The organism is Falsiroseomonas oleicola (assembly GCF_019029495.1).
In the GTDB taxonomy this organism is placed as follows: domain Bacteria; phylum Pseudomonadota; class Alphaproteobacteria; order Acetobacterales; family Acetobacteraceae; genus Falsiroseomonas; species Falsiroseomonas oleicola.
Genome location: NZ_JAERQM010000004.1, coordinates 232,693 through 251,926, shown reverse-complemented (window position 1 = coordinate 251,926; position 19,234 = coordinate 232,693). Strand labels below are relative to the sequence as shown.

The 19,234-nt window shown below is 69.3% G+C and carries 20 protein-coding genes and 1 tRNA gene; 9 read left to right on the top strand and 12 right to left on the bottom strand.

What is annotated here, in order from left to right:
* Positions 1-21: 21 nt before the first annotated feature.
* From JJQ90_RS15075 to JJQ90_RS27320, 8 genes are all read right to left on the bottom strand, one after another.
* On the bottom strand, positions 22-849 hold the full coding sequence (locus JJQ90_RS15075; protein ID WP_216876777.1) for a hypothetical protein: 828 nt from the start codon (positions 847-849) through the stop codon (positions 22-24).
* Positions 842-2,206 (bottom strand): DNA cytosine methyltransferase, encoded by a 1,365-nt coding sequence (locus JJQ90_RS15070; RefSeq protein WP_216876776.1) that lies wholly within the window; start codon positions 2,204-2,206, stop codon positions 842-844. The genes JJQ90_RS15075 and JJQ90_RS15070 overlap by 8 nt, the downstream gene beginning before the upstream one ends.
* Positions 2,207-2,247: 41 nt before the next feature.
* Positions 2,248-2,658: a very short patch repair endonuclease gene (locus JJQ90_RS15065; protein WP_216876775.1), complete on the bottom strand. Its 411-nt coding sequence runs from the start codon at positions 2,656-2,658 to the stop codon at positions 2,248-2,250.
* A gap of 18 nt (positions 2,659-2,676) precedes the next feature.
* Positions 2,677-2,970 (bottom strand): hypothetical protein, encoded by a 294-nt coding sequence (locus JJQ90_RS15060; RefSeq protein WP_216876774.1) that lies wholly within the window; start codon positions 2,968-2,970, stop codon positions 2,677-2,679.
* Between the two features lies 1 nt (position 2,971).
* The gene (locus JJQ90_RS15055; RefSeq protein ID WP_216876773.1) at positions 2,972-3,205 is read right to left on the bottom strand and encodes a hypothetical protein; all 234 of its coding nucleotides are present in this window, start codon (positions 3,203-3,205) and stop codon (positions 2,972-2,974) included.
* Positions 3,206-3,628: 423 nt separating this feature from the next.
* Positions 3,629-3,704, bottom strand: a tRNA-Glu gene (locus tag JJQ90_RS15050).
* Between the two features lie 41 nt (positions 3,705-3,745).
* Entirely contained in the window at positions 3,746-3,946 is a 201-nt protein-coding gene (locus tag JJQ90_RS15045) for a DUF2256 domain-containing protein (RefSeq protein WP_216876772.1), read from the bottom strand.
* Positions 3,946-4,227: a DUF6476 family protein gene (locus JJQ90_RS27320; protein WP_329959449.1), complete on the bottom strand. Its 282-nt coding sequence runs from the start codon at positions 4,225-4,227 to the stop codon at positions 3,946-3,948. The genes JJQ90_RS15045 and JJQ90_RS27320 overlap by 1 nt, the downstream gene beginning before the upstream one ends.
* A gap of 391 nt (positions 4,228-4,618) precedes the next feature.
* Between JJQ90_RS27320 and JJQ90_RS15035 the strand changes: the two genes are divergently transcribed.
* From JJQ90_RS15035 to JJQ90_RS15015, 5 genes are all read left to right on the top strand, one after another.
* Positions 4,619-5,587: a calcium-binding protein gene (locus JJQ90_RS15035; RefSeq protein ID WP_216876771.1), complete on the top strand. Its 969-nt coding sequence runs from the start codon at positions 4,619-4,621 to the stop codon at positions 5,585-5,587.
* A 394-nt stretch (positions 5,588-5,981) separates the two neighbouring features.
* A complete protein-coding gene (locus JJQ90_RS15030; protein WP_377098996.1) occupies positions 5,982-7,010 on the top strand; it encodes an RluA family pseudouridine synthase in 1,029 nt (342 codons plus the stop codon).
* Positions 7,011-7,280: 270 nt separating this feature from the next.
* On the top strand, positions 7,281-8,165 hold the full coding sequence (rpoH, locus tag JJQ90_RS15025; protein ID WP_216876768.1) for an RNA polymerase sigma factor RpoH: 885 nt from the start codon (positions 7,281-7,283) through the stop codon (positions 8,163-8,165).
* Positions 8,166-8,343: 178 nt separating this feature from the next.
* On the top strand, positions 8,344-9,960 hold the full coding sequence (locus JJQ90_RS15020) for a histidine kinase famiy protein (RefSeq protein ID WP_216876766.1): 1,617 nt from the start codon (positions 8,344-8,346) through the stop codon (positions 9,958-9,960).
* Positions 9,961-10,063: 103 nt separating this feature from the next.
* Complete coding sequence (locus JJQ90_RS15015) at positions 10,064-10,582, top strand: VOC family protein (protein WP_216876764.1); 519 nt, start codon at positions 10,064-10,066, stop codon at positions 10,580-10,582.
* 4 nt (positions 10,583-10,586) lie between these two features.
* On the opposite strand, the gene JJQ90_RS15010 is transcribed toward JJQ90_RS15015, so the two are convergent.
* Together JJQ90_RS15010 and JJQ90_RS15005 are read right to left on the bottom strand one after the other, a co-directional pair.
* A complete protein-coding gene (locus tag JJQ90_RS15010; protein ID WP_216876762.1) occupies positions 10,587-11,708 on the bottom strand; it encodes an MFS transporter in 1,122 nt (373 codons plus the stop codon).
* Positions 11,705-12,232, bottom strand: coding sequence for a GNAT family N-acetyltransferase (locus JJQ90_RS15005; RefSeq protein ID WP_216876760.1), 528 nt, complete (start codon positions 12,230-12,232; stop codon positions 11,705-11,707). Before JJQ90_RS15005 ends, JJQ90_RS15010 begins: the two co-directional genes overlap by 4 nt.
* A gap of 154 nt (positions 12,233-12,386) precedes the next feature.
* Between JJQ90_RS15005 and JJQ90_RS15000 the strand changes: the two genes are divergently transcribed.
* From JJQ90_RS15000 to JJQ90_RS14985, 4 genes are all read left to right on the top strand, one after another.
* A complete protein-coding gene (locus tag JJQ90_RS15000) occupies positions 12,387-13,613 on the top strand; it encodes a hydantoinase/carbamoylase family amidase (RefSeq protein ID WP_216876757.1) in 1,227 nt (408 codons plus the stop codon).
* A 118-nt stretch (positions 13,614-13,731) separates the two neighbouring features.
* Positions 13,732-15,213, top strand: a complete 1,482-nt coding sequence (locus tag JJQ90_RS14995) for a sensor histidine kinase (RefSeq protein WP_216876755.1) — start codon at positions 13,732-13,734, stop codon at positions 15,211-15,213.
* Between the two features lie 90 nt (positions 15,214-15,303).
* Positions 15,304-16,551 carry a phosphoglycerate dehydrogenase gene (gene serA / locus JJQ90_RS14990; protein WP_216876753.1) on the top strand — a complete coding sequence of 416 codons (1,248 nt, stop codon included), beginning with the start codon at positions 15,304-15,306 and terminating at the stop codon, positions 16,549-16,551.
* Positions 16,552-16,614: 63 nt separating this feature from the next.
* The gene (locus JJQ90_RS14985) at positions 16,615-17,850 is read left to right on the top strand and encodes an Hsp70 family protein (protein ID WP_216876752.1); all 1,236 of its coding nucleotides are present in this window, start codon (positions 16,615-16,617) and stop codon (positions 17,848-17,850) included.
* Here JJQ90_RS14985 and JJQ90_RS14980 read toward each other — a convergent pair.
* Together JJQ90_RS14980 and JJQ90_RS14975 are read right to left on the bottom strand one after the other, a co-directional pair.
* Entirely contained in the window at positions 17,847-18,065 is a 219-nt protein-coding gene (locus JJQ90_RS14980) for a hypothetical protein (RefSeq protein ID WP_216876750.1), read from the bottom strand. The genes JJQ90_RS14985 and JJQ90_RS14980 overlap by 4 nt on opposite strands.
* A gap of 260 nt (positions 18,066-18,325) precedes the next feature.
* Complete coding sequence (locus tag JJQ90_RS14975) at positions 18,326-19,195, bottom strand: PAS domain-containing protein (RefSeq protein WP_216876748.1); 870 nt, start codon at positions 19,193-19,195, stop codon at positions 18,326-18,328.
* Positions 19,196-19,234 lie beyond the last annotated feature (39 nt).

Sequence of the window (19,234 nt, the reverse complement as noted above, 5' to 3'; positions counted from 1 at the left end):
ACGACCACCGTGCGCACCACGTCAATCGCCGCCGCGAGTGCGGTAGGAAGCCAGGTCTTCGGGCGTGATTTCGCTCGCGGGCACCAAGCGGTAGTGCCGTTCTTCTGCGACCTTCACCATGCCGTCTTCAAGCGTCAGTTCGAACATTGCGATAAGGTCGTTGCCGATGAACTGCGCCGACACAGGACGGCATGTCAGGTCGGGAAATTTTTCGTCGCAGCACGCGATGTCCTGCTTCGTCTGGACTACTGACAGCTTATCGTTGCCGCCCTTCGCCTGGACGGGAACCACGAACTGTTGCCCCTTGCGGTCCAAGGCAACGTAGATTTCGTCGATCTCGATTTGCCCGACGCCCTTGACGGAAGTGCGCAGGTGGTTCTGTAGCGAGTAGGCGACCACGCCCATGAACACGTCGATAAGGCGGTTATAGCGCACCTTGGCGAGTAGGGCCTGTTCGTCAGACAGCGCGTATGCGGCGATGATTTCCGGCGTTGCATCGGGGATCTTTACCGCGACCAAGTTCGGGTTCGGCGCGATGACGTTGAGCGTCACAAGCTGGAACTTATATCGGCCCTTTCCCGCGCCTTGGATCACCCATGTCTGCCCCGCCGGTTGTGTATCCAAGATCGCTTGTGAAAGCCCGCTGCGGTAGCGCGCGTCGTAAACAGGATCGGCGAAGTTCTTCGGAGGGTCGATGCCGAGTTCGGCGACAGCGCGTCGAATGCTGTCGAGTTCGAAGGGTATCTCGACCATGCCGGGCTTGAACGCGCCGTAGTTGCTATCAAAGAAAATGTGTTTCAGGAGCCGCTGATAGCGCCGCTTCTCCGCACTCGTGACCTTCTTAGCCATTCGAAACCGCCGCCAGCCGCGCGGCCTCGATATCGTTCTGTTTGCGCTTCCTTGCGCCGCTCTTCATCGTGCGACGCCCGATCACCACCTCTTCGCCGAAGTGCGACGCGGCCCCTTCCATGCCCATCGTCAGAAGCGCGGGATCGCCGAGCGCCATGGCTTCCGAGCACCGCACGGGCTTCGCGCCGAGCGCAGCCATGACGGCGGACGCGACGGCGCGCGCCAGCGGCGGCGGCACCGCGTTGCCGATCTGTCTGGCGCCGTGCCACTTCGTCGCGTGGAAGCGGAACCAGTCGGGGAAGCCGTGCAGGCGCGCCATCTCGCGCACCGTGACAAGGCGAGGCAGCGCATAGTGTATCGGGCGCGGCGAGGTGAAGGCGCCGCGCTCGGCGTCCGTGCCGGCGCGTAGGGTGTTGCTCACGCCATCGGCGGGCAGCTTGAACAAGCGGCTGATCGGTTCCACGTCGCCGCCCCTCGTCTCGGCGAACCGGCGGCGGGAAATCACCGTGTGTTCTGTCCGCATGCTGGACGTGAGCACGGCCGCATCCCATTCGCGCGGATGCCCGAAGAACCACGCATCGTTGGCAAGGCAGCGGGCGAGGCGGGCATATGCACTCGGTTCGCCCCACGCGGCGGCGTCCAGGCGAAGCGCATCGGTATCCGACAATTCGGCGAACCGCTCGGCGTCGGGGAGGTCGCCGAGCGCATCCGCGCACGACGGTCCCGGCGGCGCGTGCAGCGAAGCGCCCTTGCCGGCGCGCCGCGTGCTCGGCGTCGGGTAGGACGGGCACCGCTCACCGCGCCGCACACCCATGAGGAAGAGGCGGTGCCGATTCTGCGGGACGCCGTGCTCGGCCGCGTTCAGCACCTTCCAAGGCTGGCGGACTTCGTAGCCGGCGGCGGCGAACGCCGATACGAGTTCGTCTAGGAAGCGGCGGTGCTCCCCGACCGTCAGCCCCTTCACATTTTCGAAGACGAACGCACGTGGTTCAAGTTCGCGCACGATACGGACGAACTCGCGGACCAAGCCGTTGCGCGGATCGTCAAGGACGCGATGCCCTATAAGACTGAAACCCTGACACGGCGCACCGCCGAAGACGACATCCACCGTCCTATTGCCGATGCCAGCGGCAAGGCGAAGCTCGGCTCCCGTCACGCGCGAAATGTCGCGTGCAAAGACAGCGCAGTGCGGAAAGTTGAAGGCGTGCGTCGCCGCGTGGATGGGGTCTTTCTCCACGGCCGCCACTACGTCGAAACCGGCCTGTTCGAAGCCCAAGCTCATGCCGCCCGCGCCCGAGAACAGGTCGATACCGATTGGCCGTGCGCGGACGCGCGCCGATTCGCTCCGATTCGTCATGTTCGGAGACTACCCTCTAGCGGCGGGATTTACAGGGCGTTTCAGGCCGCGAGGAAGCGCCGCAGCCGGGCGGCTAGCTTGTTCATCTGGCGCGTCTCGCATTCCCATACGGTCGCGACGGACCATCCGGCCCTGCGAAGGGCGGCGGCCTTGCGCGCGTCGCGGGCGCGGTTCGCGGCGATCTTCGGCCCCCAATACTCGATACGGCTCTTCGAAGGGCGGCCGAGCCGGCACCCTTCGTGACCGTGCCAGAAGCAGCCGTGAACGAAGATCGCCTTGCCGTGGCGAGGGAGCACGATATCGGGAGTGCCGGGCAGGTCGCGGCGATGCAGGCGGAAGCGGTAGCCCATCGCGTGCAGCATGCGCCGAACGACAAGCTCGGGCGCGGTGTCCTTGCCGCCGACAGCGGCCATGAGCCGGCTGCGCGCTTCGGGCGTGAGGCGGTCAACCATTCCGGTGCGGCGACGCGCCTAGCTGGCGACGCTGGCGAGTGCCGCCTTGCGCTTCGCCTCGAACTCAGCGACGGCTTCCTCGAACGGCCGGGCAGGGTTCGCCAGCGGCCTGACCATCATGAGGGACGGCTTCCGGCGGACGTAGTAGCCGCCCTTCATCACGGCCAGCCATCCCGACAAGCCCTGCGCGGCAAGGGCGCGCTCCGCCTCGCTCACTTCCTCCGGCGACGGGTCCGTGTGCCGGCCCATGGTCACGTGGCGGCCGTCCGTCCCGAGCACGATCCATCGGGTTTCGAGGGCGGCGCGTTCCACGTCAGACGCCCGCCAGCGCGAGGGCGGCCGAACCGTTGCGCTCGCGCTGTTCCTCATTGGCGACGCGCACCCAATCGCGCGCCGCGTCCCCGTAGTCTTCGGGCCAGTGCGGATCGAAGGCGCTCCGCTGCCACGCCTTCGTCATCGGGTTCCACACTTCCACGGACCACCCGCCGATAACCACCGGCTGGTAGAGCCGGTGTTCCCAATTCATCGGCTGCCGTTCGCTGGTCATGAGGCGCCTTCCGGACTGACGGTTGCGGGGGTGAACTTCGCGGCGAATCCACAAGGAATCATATCGGAATCTGCGGTGCAAGCGGCACGTCGCGGCCAGATGGCAACGCGGTGCCGCCCGCCTCAAGGTCGCGCATCGTGCCAAGTTCGCAGACTGGCCCCCCGGTGATCCCGCCTTCCCGGCCACCAGTGCTTGCCGTGACAAATTGTGCAGACAGGGCCGGCGCGTCCCGAGTGGCGGAACCGCGACAAATCGTAGGGGATCGGCGCAGGCTGTATGGCACCGCCCCGGCATGGCAGAGCGCCCGTGCAGCCCGGCGACGCGCACCGCTACTGCCTACCTCTATCTGTCCGGTTTGCTGTCTGAGTTAGACAGAAACCCGGACAATCCGTCCAAACCAGCAGCTAAGTGCTTGATTTGAAATGGCGTCCCCTAGGGGATTCGAACCCCTGTTACCGCCGTGAGAGGGCGGTGTCCTAGGCCTCTAGACGAAGGGGACCCAGACAACCCGCGGCGCCGTAGCGTCGTGAGGCCCGCTCATTAGCGTCCGGGCTGGATCGGATCAAGCGGCCCGGCGGAGGTTTTTCGCGCCGCCTCCGCCGCCGGCCTCCGGCCTTCGCGGCAGGCGGCAGAACAGTGCCGCACGTTGTCCCAGTCACGCGCCCACTTCTTCCGCCAGGCGAAGGGCCGGGCGCAGCGGGCGCAGGTCTTCTGCGGCAGGTTCGGCTTGTGGTGCGCCATCACTCGGCCGCGCGCAGCTCGCCCACCACGCGGCCGCGGCCGGGCTCCAGCAGCAGCAGCCGCTCCGTCCCATCCGGCCGCGCCACCAGCACGGCAATGCGACCTTCCGCCGCGGCCACGGACAGCATCCGTGTGCCCGCCGGTTGCCCGAGCGAGGCCGGCGGCAGCGCAACCTGAACGGCCGCGCCGCCCATGCGCTGGACGAGAACCACAACCAGGCCCACCGTGCCGAGCACGATCAGAACCCCCATCACGCCGACCAGCCATTTGAGCGCCGCCACGCAACCTCCCCTTCCACCGGACCACCGCTCACGCGAAACGCGCGAGATCTTCGCCCTACCCGACGCGGCCGGCCTGCATGCCGGCCGCTTCCTGACGGATGCGATAGGCGGGCCGTCGCAGTCCCGGGTCAAGCCTCTCATCGAAGCCGGCCAGGCCAGCCGCGGCGGCGTGCGGGTGCAGGAGGAGAACCCAGGCAGCCCGTTGCATCCGAAGGCCACGCAGAACGCCGCGCCCCCCGGCCGCGCAGCATCAGGCGTTGGGATGCGCTTTTCCCGGCAAGGGGCGCCATCGGCATAGGACCTTCCTTGCCTGCCCATCGGCAGAATTGACTGGCGACGCAACGAGACATGTTTCACGAAGGGACGCCGAGGCAACCGGAAAGGAGCTGTCATGACCCGGGCAAGACCCACGCCACTTTCCGACCTTGATCTCCACGCCATCGTGGGCGGGGCGGCTGTGGGCGGCAGCGCTGGGGCGGATACGATCAATGGCGGCAGCGGGAATGACGTGCTGCTCGGCCGGGCCGGCGACGATGCGCTGCACGGCGATTCCGGCAACGACCGGCTGGATGGCGGCAATGGCGACGACGTTCTCCTGGGCGGCTCAGGCCATGACACGCTGCTGGGAGGCCAGGGCAACGACCTGTTGAGCGGCCACAGCGGCAACGACCTGATGTACGGCCATGCAGGCAACGACACGATGCAAGGTGGTTCGGGCTCGGATCGCCTTTTCGGCGGTGCCGGACATGACGAGATCGATGGCGGAGACGGCAATGACCTCATCTGGGGCGATGCCGGGGATGACAGCCTGAGCGGCGGCTCCGGCAATGACGAGATGGGCGGCGGCTACGGCAACGACACCATCGCGGGGGGGCCGGGGAACGACCTGATCTCCGGTGATGCCGGGCGCGACAGCCTGCTGGGCGGCAGCGGCAACGACACGCTTCTGGGTGGCGATGGCTTGGACACGCTGATCGGTGGACCTGGCGACGACTATCTGGATGGCGGCGCCGGTTGGGACAAGTATTTCTGGAGCGTCGGCGACGGCAACGACACGGTGGTCGGCAGTACCCTGGCCGATGGCGACATGCTTTACATCGATGCCCCCCCGGGCGAGCCGCCGATCACGGTCGAGGAATTGATCGCCGGACTGAAATTCGACGAGCTCAACAGCTCCGCCACGCTGTTCGTGACGGACAATGCGGGAGAGAAACGCTACGCCACGGATTGGAGCGGGCTCACGTTTACAGATGGCACCTTCCTGAAGATCGAATCCGGGACGCTGACGATTCGTGGCGAGACGATCCGCTTCATCAACCTCGATGGCATCTACCTCGGCCCAAATTCCAAGGTGGTGTGAGCCAGCCCGCCTGTTTCGCCCGGCCGAGGGATAGCGCGGCGCGCTTGCGTCGGTCCCCGAAGTGCGAAAGGAGGCTGGCCGATCCATCCAGGCCGGCTCGGCTTTCGCGGCGTGTCGCGGCGGCGGCCACCCAATCCGCGGCGCGGATCTCGCCCGCCGCGCGGCCGGTCCTGGCATCCAGGAACAGCACGCGCTCGGAGCCATCCGGACGTGCTACCAGCACGGCGAAGCGACCCTCGGCGCCGGCCAGTGACAGCATCCGTGTGCCGGCAGGGTGGCCGAGTATCGCCGACGACTCCGCACCACACGGCGTGCCGCCCTTGCACTGGACGGGAATGCAAGGCAGGCCCACCGTGACCGGGACGATCAACACCCATCAACCCCGACGAATCCCTTGGGCGCCGCCACGCAAACCCCCCTCCCCGACCCGGCCACCGGGTCCACCCATGAAATCCTGGCGCCGCCGGAGGCTGCTGGTCTGCGTGCCGACCGCTTCCTGACCGATTCGCTGAGCGCGGCGACGAATGGTCTCTCACGCTCCCGGGTCAAGGCTCTCATCGAAGCCGGCCAGGCCAGCCGCGGCGGCGTGCGGGTGCACGACCCGGCGGAGCCGGTGAGGCCGGGTGAAGTGTACGCCCTGCGCCTGCCGCCGCCGGAAGATGCGGTGCCGCAGCCGCAGGACATCCCGCTGACCATCCTGTTCGAGGACCGGCACCTCATCGTGCTGGACAAGCCCGCGGGCCTGGTCGTCCACCCCGCCCCCGGCAATCGCGACGGCACACTGGTGAACGCCGTGCTGGCCCATGCGGCGGAGGATCTGACGGGAATCGGCGGGGAGAAACGGCCCGGCATCGTACACCGGCTGGACAAGGACACCTCCGGCGTCATGGTCGTGGCCAAGTCCGAACGCGCCCATACCGCGCTGTCCGAGGCTTTCGCGAATCGGGACCTGGACCGGGAATACCTGGCGCTGGTCTGGGGGCTGCCTCATCCGACGGCCGGCGAGATCACCGGCGATATCGGCCGGCATCCGATGGACCGGAAGCGGATGGCCGTGGTCACCCGCAACGGCAAGCATGCGCTGACCCGCTACGCCACCGAACGCGCCTTCGGCACCGGCTGCGCCCTGCTGCGCTGCCGCCTCGCCACCGGGCGGACGCATCAGATTCGCGTGCATCTGGCGCATGTCGGCCATCCGCTGGTCGGCGACCCGGTCTATCTGCGCCGAATCCCCGCCGCGGCCCGTAACCTTTCCGGCCCCCTTCGCGAAATGCTGATGGCGTTTCCGCGGCAGGCTCTGCATGCGGCGACGCTGGGTTTTCGTCATCCGGTCACAGGTGAGGCGCTATCCTTCAGCGCCGCCCTGCCCCCGGACATGGCGGGATTGCTCGCGGCGCTGGGTAGAGATGTTACAGACAGGTAACCGAACGTAAACCTACCTTGCAGGTCGGGTTTTTCTTGATCCCGTGCCGCGATCGATCTAAGACTCTCGCAAGCCAATGTTGGGCGGGTGCCGCTTGCGCCCCCCGGCCCCGGAATCCTCCGGGGCGGGACCGCCCCTCCATCCATCACCCCGTCGTGACCGGGGTGTGTATGGAAAGGGAGGGCCCGGCCAGCGTTGGCAGAACAGCACAGCCGCCATGAGCCCCGCCGTCACGGGGGGCGTCAGGCGACCGAGGAGGCAGTTCTCACCATGGCTTCCACTTTGAGCATCCCGATGGCACCCGAGGGTAACCTCTCCCGGTACCTGCAGGACATCCGCAAGTTCCCGATGCTGACGCCGGAGGAGGAGTACTCCCTGTCGAAGCGTTGGAAGGACGAGGGCGACGAGCCCTCCGCCCATCGTCTTGTCACGTCGCATCTCCGTCTCGTCGCCAAGATCGCCATGGGCTACCGCGGCTATGGCCTGCCGGTCGGCGAGCTGATCTCGGAAGGCAATGTCGGCATGATGCAGGCGGTCCGGCGCTTCGACCCGGAGCGTGGCTTCCGTCTGGCAACCTATGCCATGTGGTGGATCCGCGCGGCGATACAGGAATACATCCTTCACAGCTGGTCGCTGGTGAAGATGGGGACGACTGCGGCCCAGAAGAAGCTGTTTTTCAACCTCCGCCGGCTGAAGGGCCAGATGGCGGCGCTGGAGGAGGGCGATCTTCAGCCTGAGCAGGTCGAGAAGATCGCGCGCGTGCTGGCGGTGCCGGAGGCGGATGTGATCTCCATGAACCGCCGCCTCGCCTCGCCCGACAACAGCCTGAACGCCCCCGTCCGCGCCGATAGCGACGGCGAGTGGCAGGACTGGCTGGTGGATGACGGCGACAGCCAGGAGACCGAGCTGGCGGAGCGGGAGGACATGTCCAACCGCCGAGAACTGCTCGGCGAGGCGCTGAAGACGCTGAACGACCGGGAACGCCACATCCTGATCGAGCGGCGCCTGAAGGACGAGCCGACGACGCTGGAGGAACTCTCCCAGCAGTACAACATCAGCCGCGAGCGGGTGCGCCAGATCGAGGTGCGCGCCTTCGAGAAGCTGCAGAAGAGCATGAAGACGCAGATCGTCGAACGACGCCTCGGCGCCGCCTGATCCGGCAAACCGTCGAAGCATCAAGCCCCGCGCCGCCCGGCGCGGGGCTTTTTCGTGTCTGGATGCAGTGCGGAAAGGGTGGAAGGGCGGGGCCAATTCGGCGTGCAATCAGGAACTTCCCCCTCGGAACGGCCTTCCTGTCCCACGCACGCTCACCGCAGGACCCTTCGCCCAGGCCATGCCCCCTGATCCCCCGCCCATTGCTCCCTTTCACCGGGTGGACCGGCCGAACGCGCCGATGGGACGGGAGGATGTGTTCTTCGCTGCGATCGAGATGACGCGGATGCCGATGGTCGTCTCGGACCCCAACCAGGACGACAACCCGATCGTCTTCGCCAATCCCGCCTTCCAGAAGCTCACCGGCTATACGGCGGAGGAAGTTCTGGGCCGCAATTGCCGGCTGCTGCAGGGGCCGGACACCGATCGGGCGACCGTCAGCCAGATCCGCGAGGCCATCGCCACCCGCACCGACATTGCGGTGGAGGTGCTGAACTACCGCAAGGATGGCACCCCCTTCTGGAACGCCCTGTTCGTCAGCCCGGTCTTCGGCAGCGATGGCAGCCTGCTGTATTTCTTCGGCAGCCAGCTCGACGTCACCCGGCGGCGCGAGGCGGAGGAGGCGCTGCGCCGCACCCAGCGGCTGGAGGCGCTGGGCCAGCTCACCGGCGGGGTCGCGCATGACTTCAACAACCTGCTTCAGGTGGTCGTGGGCTCGCTGGAGGTGATGCGGCCGCTGGTCGAGCAATCCGGCAATCCCCGCGTGCTGCGGCGGCATGAGGGGGCGCTGGAAGCCGCGCGGCGCGGCGCCATCCTGACCCGGCAGCTCCTGGCCTTTGCCCGGCGGCAGCGGCTGGAGGGTCATCCCGTCGATGTGAACGAGTCGCTCCGCGACTTGTCCGAGCTGCTCTCTCGCGCCTTGGGGGGCCTCCGGCTGCGCCTGGACCTGGCGCAGGCCCTGCCGCCGGCACGGCTGGATATCGGCCAGTTGGAGGCAGCCCTGGTGAACCTGCTGCTGAATGCCGGCGCGGCCATGTCGGGTCGCGGCGAGGTGGTGATCTCCACCCGCCACCGGGCGATGATCGAGGGTTCGGAGGTGGAGCCGGGGCCGGATGGCTTTGTCGAGCTCGCCGTGACCGACACCGGCACGGGCATTCCCGCGGCGATCCTCGACCGGGTGACGGAGCCGTTCTTCACCACCCGCGATGTCGGCCAGGGCTCCGGCCTTGGCCTGGCGCAGGTCTATGGCTTTGTGCGGCAATCCGGCGGCCATCTGCGGATCGACAGTGAGGAGGGCCGTGGCACCAGCGTGCGCCTGTTCTTCCCGGCTCTGCCGGAGGATATGGCACTGCCCGCGCCGGCGCCCCGCGCCGGACAGGATGCCAGCGCCGAACCGCCGGGCCAGGGCGAGCAGATCCTGGTGGTGGATGACAACCCCGAGGTGCTGGACCTGGCAGCAGGCCTGCTTGCCGATCTCGGCTATCAGGTGGCGACCGCCACCGATGGTCCCTCCGCCCTGCGCCTGCTGTCCGATGCGGCGCGGCACTTCGACCTGCTGTTCAGCGATGTGGTGATGCCGGGCGGATTGAATGGCATCACTTTGGCGCGGGAGGCCCGGCAGTTGCGGCCCAGCCTGCGGGTGCTGCTGTCCACCGGCTTCGTCGATCCAAGGGACGAGGCGGCCAGCGGCGGCATCCGTCCGCATGGCTTCCCCGTGATGCAGAAACCCTACCGGCGCGGCGAGGTGGCGCGACGCATCCGCCGCGCTTTGGAAGGCAACAGCGCCAAGGAGGGCTGAGAAGCGCGCCATCAGCCAGGGCGATGTCCCGTATCCGGGGGCTGGATTGGACCTGGCGCGCCGGGATGCCCATCCTCCCCACTACCAGGAAGGAGTCCCCGCCATGTCCACAACGCTTGAGACCCGGCCCCAGGCCGCGCCCTATACCATCGCCCCCGAGGCCCGCATCGGCCATGTGCATCTGAAGGTCGCCGAGCTGGAGCGCAGCCTGGGTTTCTGGCGCGACCTGATCGGGCTGGAGGTGCAGCAGCGCATCGGCGACCAGGCCGTGTTCCTCTCGGCCGGCGGCTACCACCACCACATCGCGCTCAACACCTGGGAAAGCGCCGGCGGCAGCCCGCCCGGCTTCGGCACCACCGGCCTGTACCATGTGGCGCTGCTGTATCCGGACCGGCCTGCTCTGGCCCGCGCGCTGAAGCGGCTGGCGGAGGCCGGCTGGCCATTGGAAGGCGCCAGCGACCATGGCGTGTCGGAGGCGCTGTATCTGCGCGATCCGGACGGCAATGGCGTGGAGCTGTATCGCGACCGCCCCCGCGCGGATTGGCCGATGGGCGCCGATGGCAAGCTGGCCATGTGCACCAAGCGGCTGGACTTGCGGGCGCTGCTGGCCGAGGCGGGCTGACCAGCTACCCCCGGCCTCCACCCCTGAGCGCCGCAAGCGACGCTGCGACCAGCAACGCGGCCGCGCCCAGGTAGAGCCACACGGCCGGCACCAGCGGCAGCAGCACCCCCGCCACCAGCGGCCCGACCCCCGCGCCGATATCCCGCCAGGTGGCGAGGCGGGCCAGCGCCGCCACCCTTTCATCGGCCGGCGCCCGGGCCGCCGCGACCGGCGCGGGCAGCGGCTGCAACAACCCGCGCAGCCCCACCACCAGCAGGCTGCCGATCCAGAGCCAGCCGAGCCCGATCACCGCCAGCCCCGCCGCCGATCCCAGCGAGACCGCCAACAGCAGCGGCGCCGCGCCAAACCGTTCCGCCAGCCGTCCGGCCGGCGGGCCGAGCAGCACCTCCGCCAGGTAGCGGGCCGACAGCGCCGCGCCGGCCGCCAGCGCCGCCCCCTGCGGCAGGGCGGCGGCGGCGAGGAAGGCGAGGCCGAGCACGAACAGCCCATCCAGCGCCAGGCCCTGGATGAAGGACCAGATGTCGAGCGGCTTCGGCAGCGCGAAGCGCGGCCCGCCGGCCTTCAGCCGCGCCCCCTCCCCGCCCGGCAGCCGCAAGGCGAAGGGCAGCGCCACCAGCGACAGCAGACCGAGCCCCAGGAACACCACGCGCGGCCCCGCCAGCTCCGCCACCACCGCGCCGGCCAGCAGGCCGAGCATCGGCCCGCTGGCGATGATGGCGCGCGACACGCCGCTGCGCCGCGCGGCGCCGGCGGTCTCGGCGGTGGCCAGGGCCTGGGTGGCGATGTTCATCGCGGCGAAGGACAGGCCCCAGAGCAGCCGCGCCGGCAGCAGCCACCAGACGCCGGGCAGGAAGGCGTAGCCCGCGGTGGCGCAGGCGGCGCCGAGCACCGCCAGGATGCAGGCGTTGCGTGGCCCCGACCGCTCGTAGAAACGCGCCACCCAGCCATAGCCCAGGATGCGCACCAGGCGGTTCGCCGCCAGCAGCAGCCCGGCCTCCGCCAGCGTCACCCCGAAGGCCGCGGCATGCAGCGGCAGCAGAAGGTACAGCACCGTATCGCCCGGCAGGGTCAGGCCCAGCACGAGGGAGGCATCGCGGGAGGCACGATCCGCCTCGGACCGGGTCATGCCTCCGGCGCCGTGCCGGCGCCCTCCCCCAGCGGACGGGTCATCAGCACGCTGTCCACCCAGCGTCCATGCTTCCAGCCGACCGCCGGGATCAGCCCGGCATGGGTGAAGCCGGCGCGGCGATGCAGGCCGATGGAGGGCGCATTCGCGGAGTCGCCGATCACCGCGACCATCAGCCGGAAGCCGGCTTCCGTGCAGCGATCGATCAGCGCCGCCAGAAGGGCGCTGCCGGCGCCGCCGCGCCCGGCATCGGGGGCGACATAGACGCTGTTCTCCACCGCGAAGCGATAGGCCGGGCGGGGGCGGTAGGCGCTGGCATAGGCATAGCCCAGCAGCCGTCCCGCCTCGTCCAGCGCCACCAGATGCGGGTAGCCCGCGTCCAGCACCGCGGCCCGTCGCCGCGCCATCTCCGCCGCATCGGGCGGGGTCGTTTCGAAACTGGCCAGGCCGTGCTTCACCCAATGGGCGTAGATGGCGGTCAAGGCCGGGACGTCGTCGGGGCGGCTATCGCGAAGGATGGGCATGGCGGGCAGGATGCCCTTGTGACAATTCTATGACAACCGGATGTCTAGATGAATATGACGGGCCTTCCCGCGCCGCCCGCCGACGCCCGGCGAAGCCGCTTCCGCAACATGCCGGCGGCTGATAAGCCGGCGAGGCCATCAACAGGAGCAGGCGATGCGGGTCAGCGAGGCGCGGCAATGGGATCGCCTGATGCAGATGGCGCGGCTCGGCGCCATTCCCGGGGACGGAGTGAACCGCGCGGCGCTGACCGATCTCGACCAGCAGTCGCGCCGCCTGCTGCTGTCCTGGGCCATGCCCCTCGGCCTGCAACCCTCGGTCGATGCCCTGGGCAACCTGTTCCTGCGGCTGGAAGGGACGGAGCCCGGCCTCGCCCCGGTGCTCGCCGGCAGCCATATGGACAGCCAGCCCAAGGGCGGCCGCTTCGACGGCATCTGGGGCGTGCTGGCGGCGCTGGAGGCGGTGCAGGCGATCATCGAGGCCGGCATCGCCCCGCGCCGCGCGATCGAGATCGTCGCCTGGACCAATGAGGAAGGCGGCCGCTTCGCCCCCGGCTGCATGGGCAGCATGGGTTTTTCCGGATTTCGCCCGCCCGGGACCTGGGACGATGTGAAGGACCGTGACGGACTGCGCTTCGGCGACGAACTCGCCCGCCTGCTGGCCGCCGAGTCCGACATTCCGCGCCGTCCGCTCGGCTTCACCCCGCATGCCTATGTCGAGCCGCATATCGAACAGGGGCCGCTGCTGGAGGCGGAGGGGCTGGATATCGGCGTCGTCACCGGCATCCAGGGCAGTCGCTGGTTCCTGGTGGAGATCGCCGGCAAGACCGACCATGCCGGCACCGCGCCGCTGTCGCTGCGCCAGGACGCCGTGCAGGACATGCTGCGCGCCATCAATGCGCTGAACGCCCTGATGGCGGACCCGACCGACGTGCTGCGCTTCACCGTGGGGCGGGTGGAGGTCTTCCCCAATTCCTCCAACACCGTCGCCGACCTGGCGCGCTTCAGCATCGATTTCCGGCATCCGGAGGCGGCGGTGCTGACCGAGCGTGGCGATGCCATCGCCGCCACCATCCATGGCGCCCTGAAGACCTGCCGCGCCACGGTGACCGAGACCTTTCACGCCCTGCCCGCCCGCTTCGATCCGGCGATCCAGGCGGCCATCGCCGCGGCGGCGCAGGCGGAGGGCTACGGCGCGAAGGCCCTGCCCTCCGGCGCCTTTCACGACGCGCAGTTCCTGGTGCCGATCTGCCCGACCGGGATGATCTTCATCCCCAGCCGGGGCGGCATCAGCCATCACCCGGCCGAATATTCCTCCGCCTCCCAGACCGCCAGGGGCGCGCAGGTGCTGGCGAGGGTGCTGGTGCAACTGGCGGCGGGCTGAGGCAGGCGGCATCACTCACGACGCTGTGATACAAGGCCGCCGAAGCCCGCGCAGATTTGCAGTGTTGTCGTTGCGCGGGTGCCATGGGCCGCCGCGCATGCAGCTTTCGGAAAGGGCGATGACGGTGCGGATGGGGGAAGACGGGCTCCTTGCGCAATCCCGCGACGATGTCGCGGCACGCATCGACAGGCTCGATTGGTCCGAGACGCCGCTTGGACCCCGCGGGACCTGGCCGCGTGCCCTGCACACCATCCTGCGGCTGATGCAGCATTCGGGGCAGCCCATGTTCCTGGCCTGGGGGCCGGAGCTCAGCTTCCTGTACAATGATGCCTATGCGCCGATCCTCGGCGCCCGCCACCCCGATGCCCTGGGCCGTCCCTTTCGCGAGGTCTGGGCCGAGGTCTGGGACGACCTGCTGCCGATGGTGGAGCGGGCCCTGGCCGGCACATCGACCTGGCGGGAGAATCTGCACCTCGTCCTGCACCGCAATGGCTATGCGGAGGATTGCTGGTACACATTCTCCTACAGCCCGGCCCATGACGATGCTGGCCGCATCGCCGGCATGTTCTGCACCTGCATGGAAACCACCGGCCAGGTGGTGGCGGAACGCGCGCTGCGGGCGAATGAAGGCCGTTTCCGCGCCCTGCTGGATGCGGCGCCGGCGATGATGTGGGTGACCGATCCGGACGGCGCCTGCACCCATCTCAATCGAAGCTGGTATCGCTTCACCGGCCAGACGGAGGCGACCGGCCTCGGCAAGGGCTGGCTCAGCGCGGTGCATCCCGAGGACCGCGAGGTCACCGACACCCGCTTCGCCGCGGCGGTGGCGGCGCAGGAGGCGTTCAGCCTCGACTACCGCCTGCGCCGCGCCGATGGCCAATGGCGCTGGGCGATCGATGCCGCGCATCCGCGGCTGGATGAGGCCGGGCAGTATCTCGGCCATGTCGGCTCGGTGCTGGACATCACCGACCGGCGCGTGGCGGAGGAACGCCAGACCCTGCTGGCGCGGGAGGTCGACCACCGCGCCAAGAACGTGCTGGCGGTGGTGCAGGCGGCGCTGCGCCTGACCCGCGCGCCGGATGTGCCGAGCTTCACCCGCGCGCTGGAAGGCCGCGTGGCGGCGCTGGCCCGCGCACAGACCCTGCTGTCCAACGACCGCTGGGCCGGGGCCGATCTGGAAGTGCTGCTGCGGGGCGAACTGGCGCCCTTCCTGGGTCCGGAGGACGCCGCGCAACCGCGCGCGCGCCTGCAGGGGCCCGCGGTGATGCTGCCCGCCGCCATGACGCAACCTCTGGCCATGCTGGTGCATGAGCTGGCCACCAATGCGGTGAAGCACGGCGCGCTGTCCGTCGAGGCCGGGCATTTGCTGGTGCAGTGGCGGATCGACCACGGCGTCCTGCTGCTGCGCTGGACGGAGCGGGATGGGCCGGAGATCGCCGCGCCGCCACGTCGCAGCGGCTTTGGCAGCCGCGTGGTCGATGCGACGGTGCGCGGCCAGTTGGGGGGACGCATCCGGATCGACTGGCAGCGCGATGGGCTGGACTGCCATCTCGAACTGCCGATGCGGCGCGACATGACGGAGGCCTTTCCGGTCGGCTGAGCCACAGCGCACGGCAGACCTGCGAGCCTTCCCCTTGCGGACCCGCCCCCCAGGGTTCAGGTAAGCGCCCCTTCCTGTCTGGCCAGGCGCATGAACGACCGCATCTCCCTCCCCAAGGACCGCATCAAGATCCTGCTGCTGGAAGGCATCGCCGACAGCGCCGTCGATCTGTTCGGCCAGGCCGACTACGCCACCATCCACCGCGAGAAGAAGGCGCTGGAAGGCCAGGCGCTGATCGATGCGGTGAAGGGGGTGCATATCCTCGGCATCCGGTCCCGCACCGAGGTGACGGAGGAGGTGCTGGCCGCCGCCGACCGGCTGATCGCCATCGGCTGCTTCTGCATCGGCACCAACCAGGTGGACCTGGACGCCGCGGCGCGGCGCGGCGTGGCGGTGTTCAACGCCCCCTTCAGCAATACCCGCAGCGTGGCGGAGCTGACGCTGGCCGAGGCGGTGATGCTGATGCGCGGCATCGTCGACAAGTCCAACGCCGCCCATGCCGGCGGCTGGGACAAGTCGGCCGCCAATAGCTGGGAGATGCGCGGCAAGACGCTCGGCATCATCGGCTATGGCAATATCGGCAGCCAGCTCTCGGTCCTGGCCGAGGCCTTCGGCATGCGGGTGCTGTATCACGACCACACCGGCAAGCTGCCGCATGGCAATGCCACCCCGGCGGCGAACCTCCAGGACCTGCTGGCACGTTCCGACGTGGTGACCATCCATGTGCCGGAAACGCCCGACACCATCGGCATGATGGGCGCCCGCCAGTTCGCCGCGATGAAGCCCAGCGCCGTCTTCATCAACAATGCCCGCGGCACCGTGGTGGATGTGGAGGCCCTGGCCGCCGCGCTGCGCGAGAAGCGCATCCTGGGCGCCGCGCTGGACGTGTTTCCCGAGGAGCCGAAGCGGAACGGGGAAGCCTTCGTCTCCGCCCTGCAGGGCCTGCCCAATGTCATTCTGACGCCGCATATCGGCGGCAGCACGGCGGAGGCGCAGGACCGGATCGGCCAGGAAGTGGCGCGCAAGCTGGTGGACTACTCCGACACCGGCGCCACCATGGGCAGCGTCAACCTGCCGCAGGTGCAGCTTCCCGCCCGCCCGACCGGCGCGCGCTGGACGCATCTGCACCGGGATGCGCCCGGCATCCTCTCCCAGATGAACGCCTGTTTCGGCCGGCGCGGGCTGAACATCGCGGCGCAGTACTATCAGACCGGCGGCGACCTTGGTTACGTCGTGGTGGAGAGCGTGGAGGCGCGGGCGGAGGCCGAGGCGATCCTGGCGGAACTCCGCGCTTTGCCCGGCACGGTGCGCGCCCGGCTGATCTACGAGCGGAGCTGAGGGTTCACACGGGCGCGTTCCTGCGGTAGGGCGCGCCCCCTCCCCGGCCCAAGGCGTCCTTTCATGCAGCCCGTCATCGGTATCGATTTCGGCACCACCAACAGCGTGGTGACCGCCCTCTCGGCCGATGGCCAGGTGCGCGTGCTGCGCCATGCGACGGATGACGTGTTCCGCTCCGTCCTGTGCTTCTGGCAGGGCGCCACCGGCCGCACCGAACACGCCGCCGGCCCTGCCGCCATCGAGGCCTATCTGGACGATCCGCTGGAAGCGCGGCTCATCATGTCCATGAAGAGCTACCTGGCGCAGCGCAGCTTCATGGAAACCCGCATCCTCGGCGAGGCCTGGACGCTGGAACCCCTGGTGGCGGTGTTCCTTCGCGCCCTGCTCGCCCCCTTCCGGGACGATCTGGCGGGGGCCAAGGTGGTGGTGGGGCGGCCGGTGCGCTTCGTCGGCGAAAGCGCCGATGACGTGCTGGGCGAGCAGCGCCTGCGCCGCGCCTTCGCTTTGGCGGGGGTGGAGCAGGTGCAGGTGGCGCTGGAGCCCGCCGCCGCCGGGCACCGCTTCGCCGCCGGGCTGGACCGGCCGGCCACCGTGCTGGTGGCGGATTTCGGCGGCGGCACCAGCGACTTCTCCCTGCTGCGCTTCGAGCCCGGGCCGCCGCGGCGCGTCACCGCGCTCGGCCAGTCCGGCGTCGGCGTGGCCGGCGATGCCTTCGACTTCCGCATCATCGACCATGTGATCTCGCCGCTGCTGGGCAAGGGCGGCAGCTACCGCGTGACCGGGACCGAATTGCCGATCCCGCCCGCCTGGTATGGCAGCTTCGCCCGCTGGCACCTGCTGTCCCTGATGCGGGCGCCGAAGACCCTGCGGGACATCGAGGCCGTGGCCCGCACCGCCGACCATCCGGAACAGCTCCACGCCCTGATCCGGCTGGTGAAGGATGAGGCCGGCTACGCGCTGTACCGCGCCGTCTCCACCGCCAAGGCGGCGCTGTCGCGGGCCGAAGCCACCGTGCTGCACTTCCGGCATGGCGACTTCACCGTGGCCGCCCCCATCGCCCGCGCCGAATTCGAGGGCTGGATCGCCCCGGAGCTGGCCCGCATGGACGTGGCCGTGACGGCAGCGCTGGCCGATGCCGCGCTGACGCCCGGCGAGGTGGACCGGGTCTTCCTCACCGGCGGCTCCTCCCTCGTCCCCGCCGTGCGCCGCCTGTTCGAGCAGCGCTTCGGCGCGGATCGCGTGGTGGCGGGGGGCGAGTTCGTCTCGGTGGCGGAGGGCCTGGCGCTGATGGGCGGCTAGAGTGGGCTGGCGCCGGGTTCCGGTTCCATCGGCGCCTCCATCGGGGTCTCCTCCGGGCCGGCATCCGCGCCCGCCTGCCACCCCTTGCGTTCCTCGCACAGGCGCCGTGCCAGCAACACGCTGCCGACCACCCCGGCGCCAACCGCCAGCGTGCCTACCGCGCCCGCCACCATCACCGCCCCCAGAACACCACCCGCGGCCATGCGCAGAATCATTGCCATCTCTCCTGTCGTCCGCCCGTTGGCCGTGATGCGTTCACCTTGGTTCACGCCGCATGATCCAGCCTTGTCGGGTCGCGTGCTTCAGACTTTTCGGTGAATCCACTTCGAGCCATCACGCTGCATCTGGGGTCTCGGGGCCGTCGGCGCCAGTTCACGTTCGGCCGCGCAGGAACAGACGAGACTGCCATCCGCCAGGCGGTTCGGCATGGTCGGCTCCTCGCAATGCGGGCAAAGCCGTGGTTCCAGGCGGGGAATCATGTGGAGCGCGGCGCCTCCACCGGCAGCTTGCAGGTCAGCCGCCGCAATTCCGGTGCATCCCCCGCCAGGGCCACGGCCTCGACCTGGGCGAGAAGGTCGGCCGCGGCTGGCCAGCCCGCATTCGCGGCGATGCCGCGCAGGGCATGGGCAAGGTCGCGGGCCGCTGGCGCATCGCCTCGAGTCGCGGCCGCCACCAGCCGGGGCATGCGGTCGGCCCATTCCTGGCGAAACGCCTCCGCCAGGGAATCGATGCTGCGATCCGCCCGATCCTCGGCGAGCGGCGTGTAGAGGGTGACATAGCCGCCGCCGGGCAGTGGCGCGCGGCGCAATTCCAGCCGGCTGCCATCCGGCCTCCGGCGCACCCAGCGTTCCAGCAGCGGCCCGTCCCGCAGCACGGCGATGCGCCGCGCCGCTTCCGCATCCGGATCGACCAGGCCGAATTCGCCGGCTTCCGCCTGCAGGCGCAGCACCTCCTCCATCGGCATGCCGATGCGCAGCCCATGGCGCGGCAGGCCGGCATAGTCGGCAAAGCGGGAATTCCAGCCGACCAGCCGCAGGTCGCTGTCGGTGGCCATGAAGCCGTCCGACATGGCTGCTATGGCGGCATCAAGCTGCCGGGCCTTGGTTTCCGCACGCTCCGCCAGCAGGCGCAGGTCCACATTACCTGCGGCCAGGGCTGCGGCTTCGCGCCGCATCTCGCGCAACTGGTGGGCCATGCGCAGCACCACCAACAGGCCCAGCGCGCACAACAGCGCCAGCAGCCCCCCCGCCATCCAGGACGCGGTCGGCCAGAGCGCTACCGCCTGCGCCAGGGCCGGTCGCGGCATCAGACTCAGCGCCGCGAGCCACAGGGGCAGGGCCAGCATCATCTCGCAATCAGGGATTGTCTCAGCTTGGCGGCATCT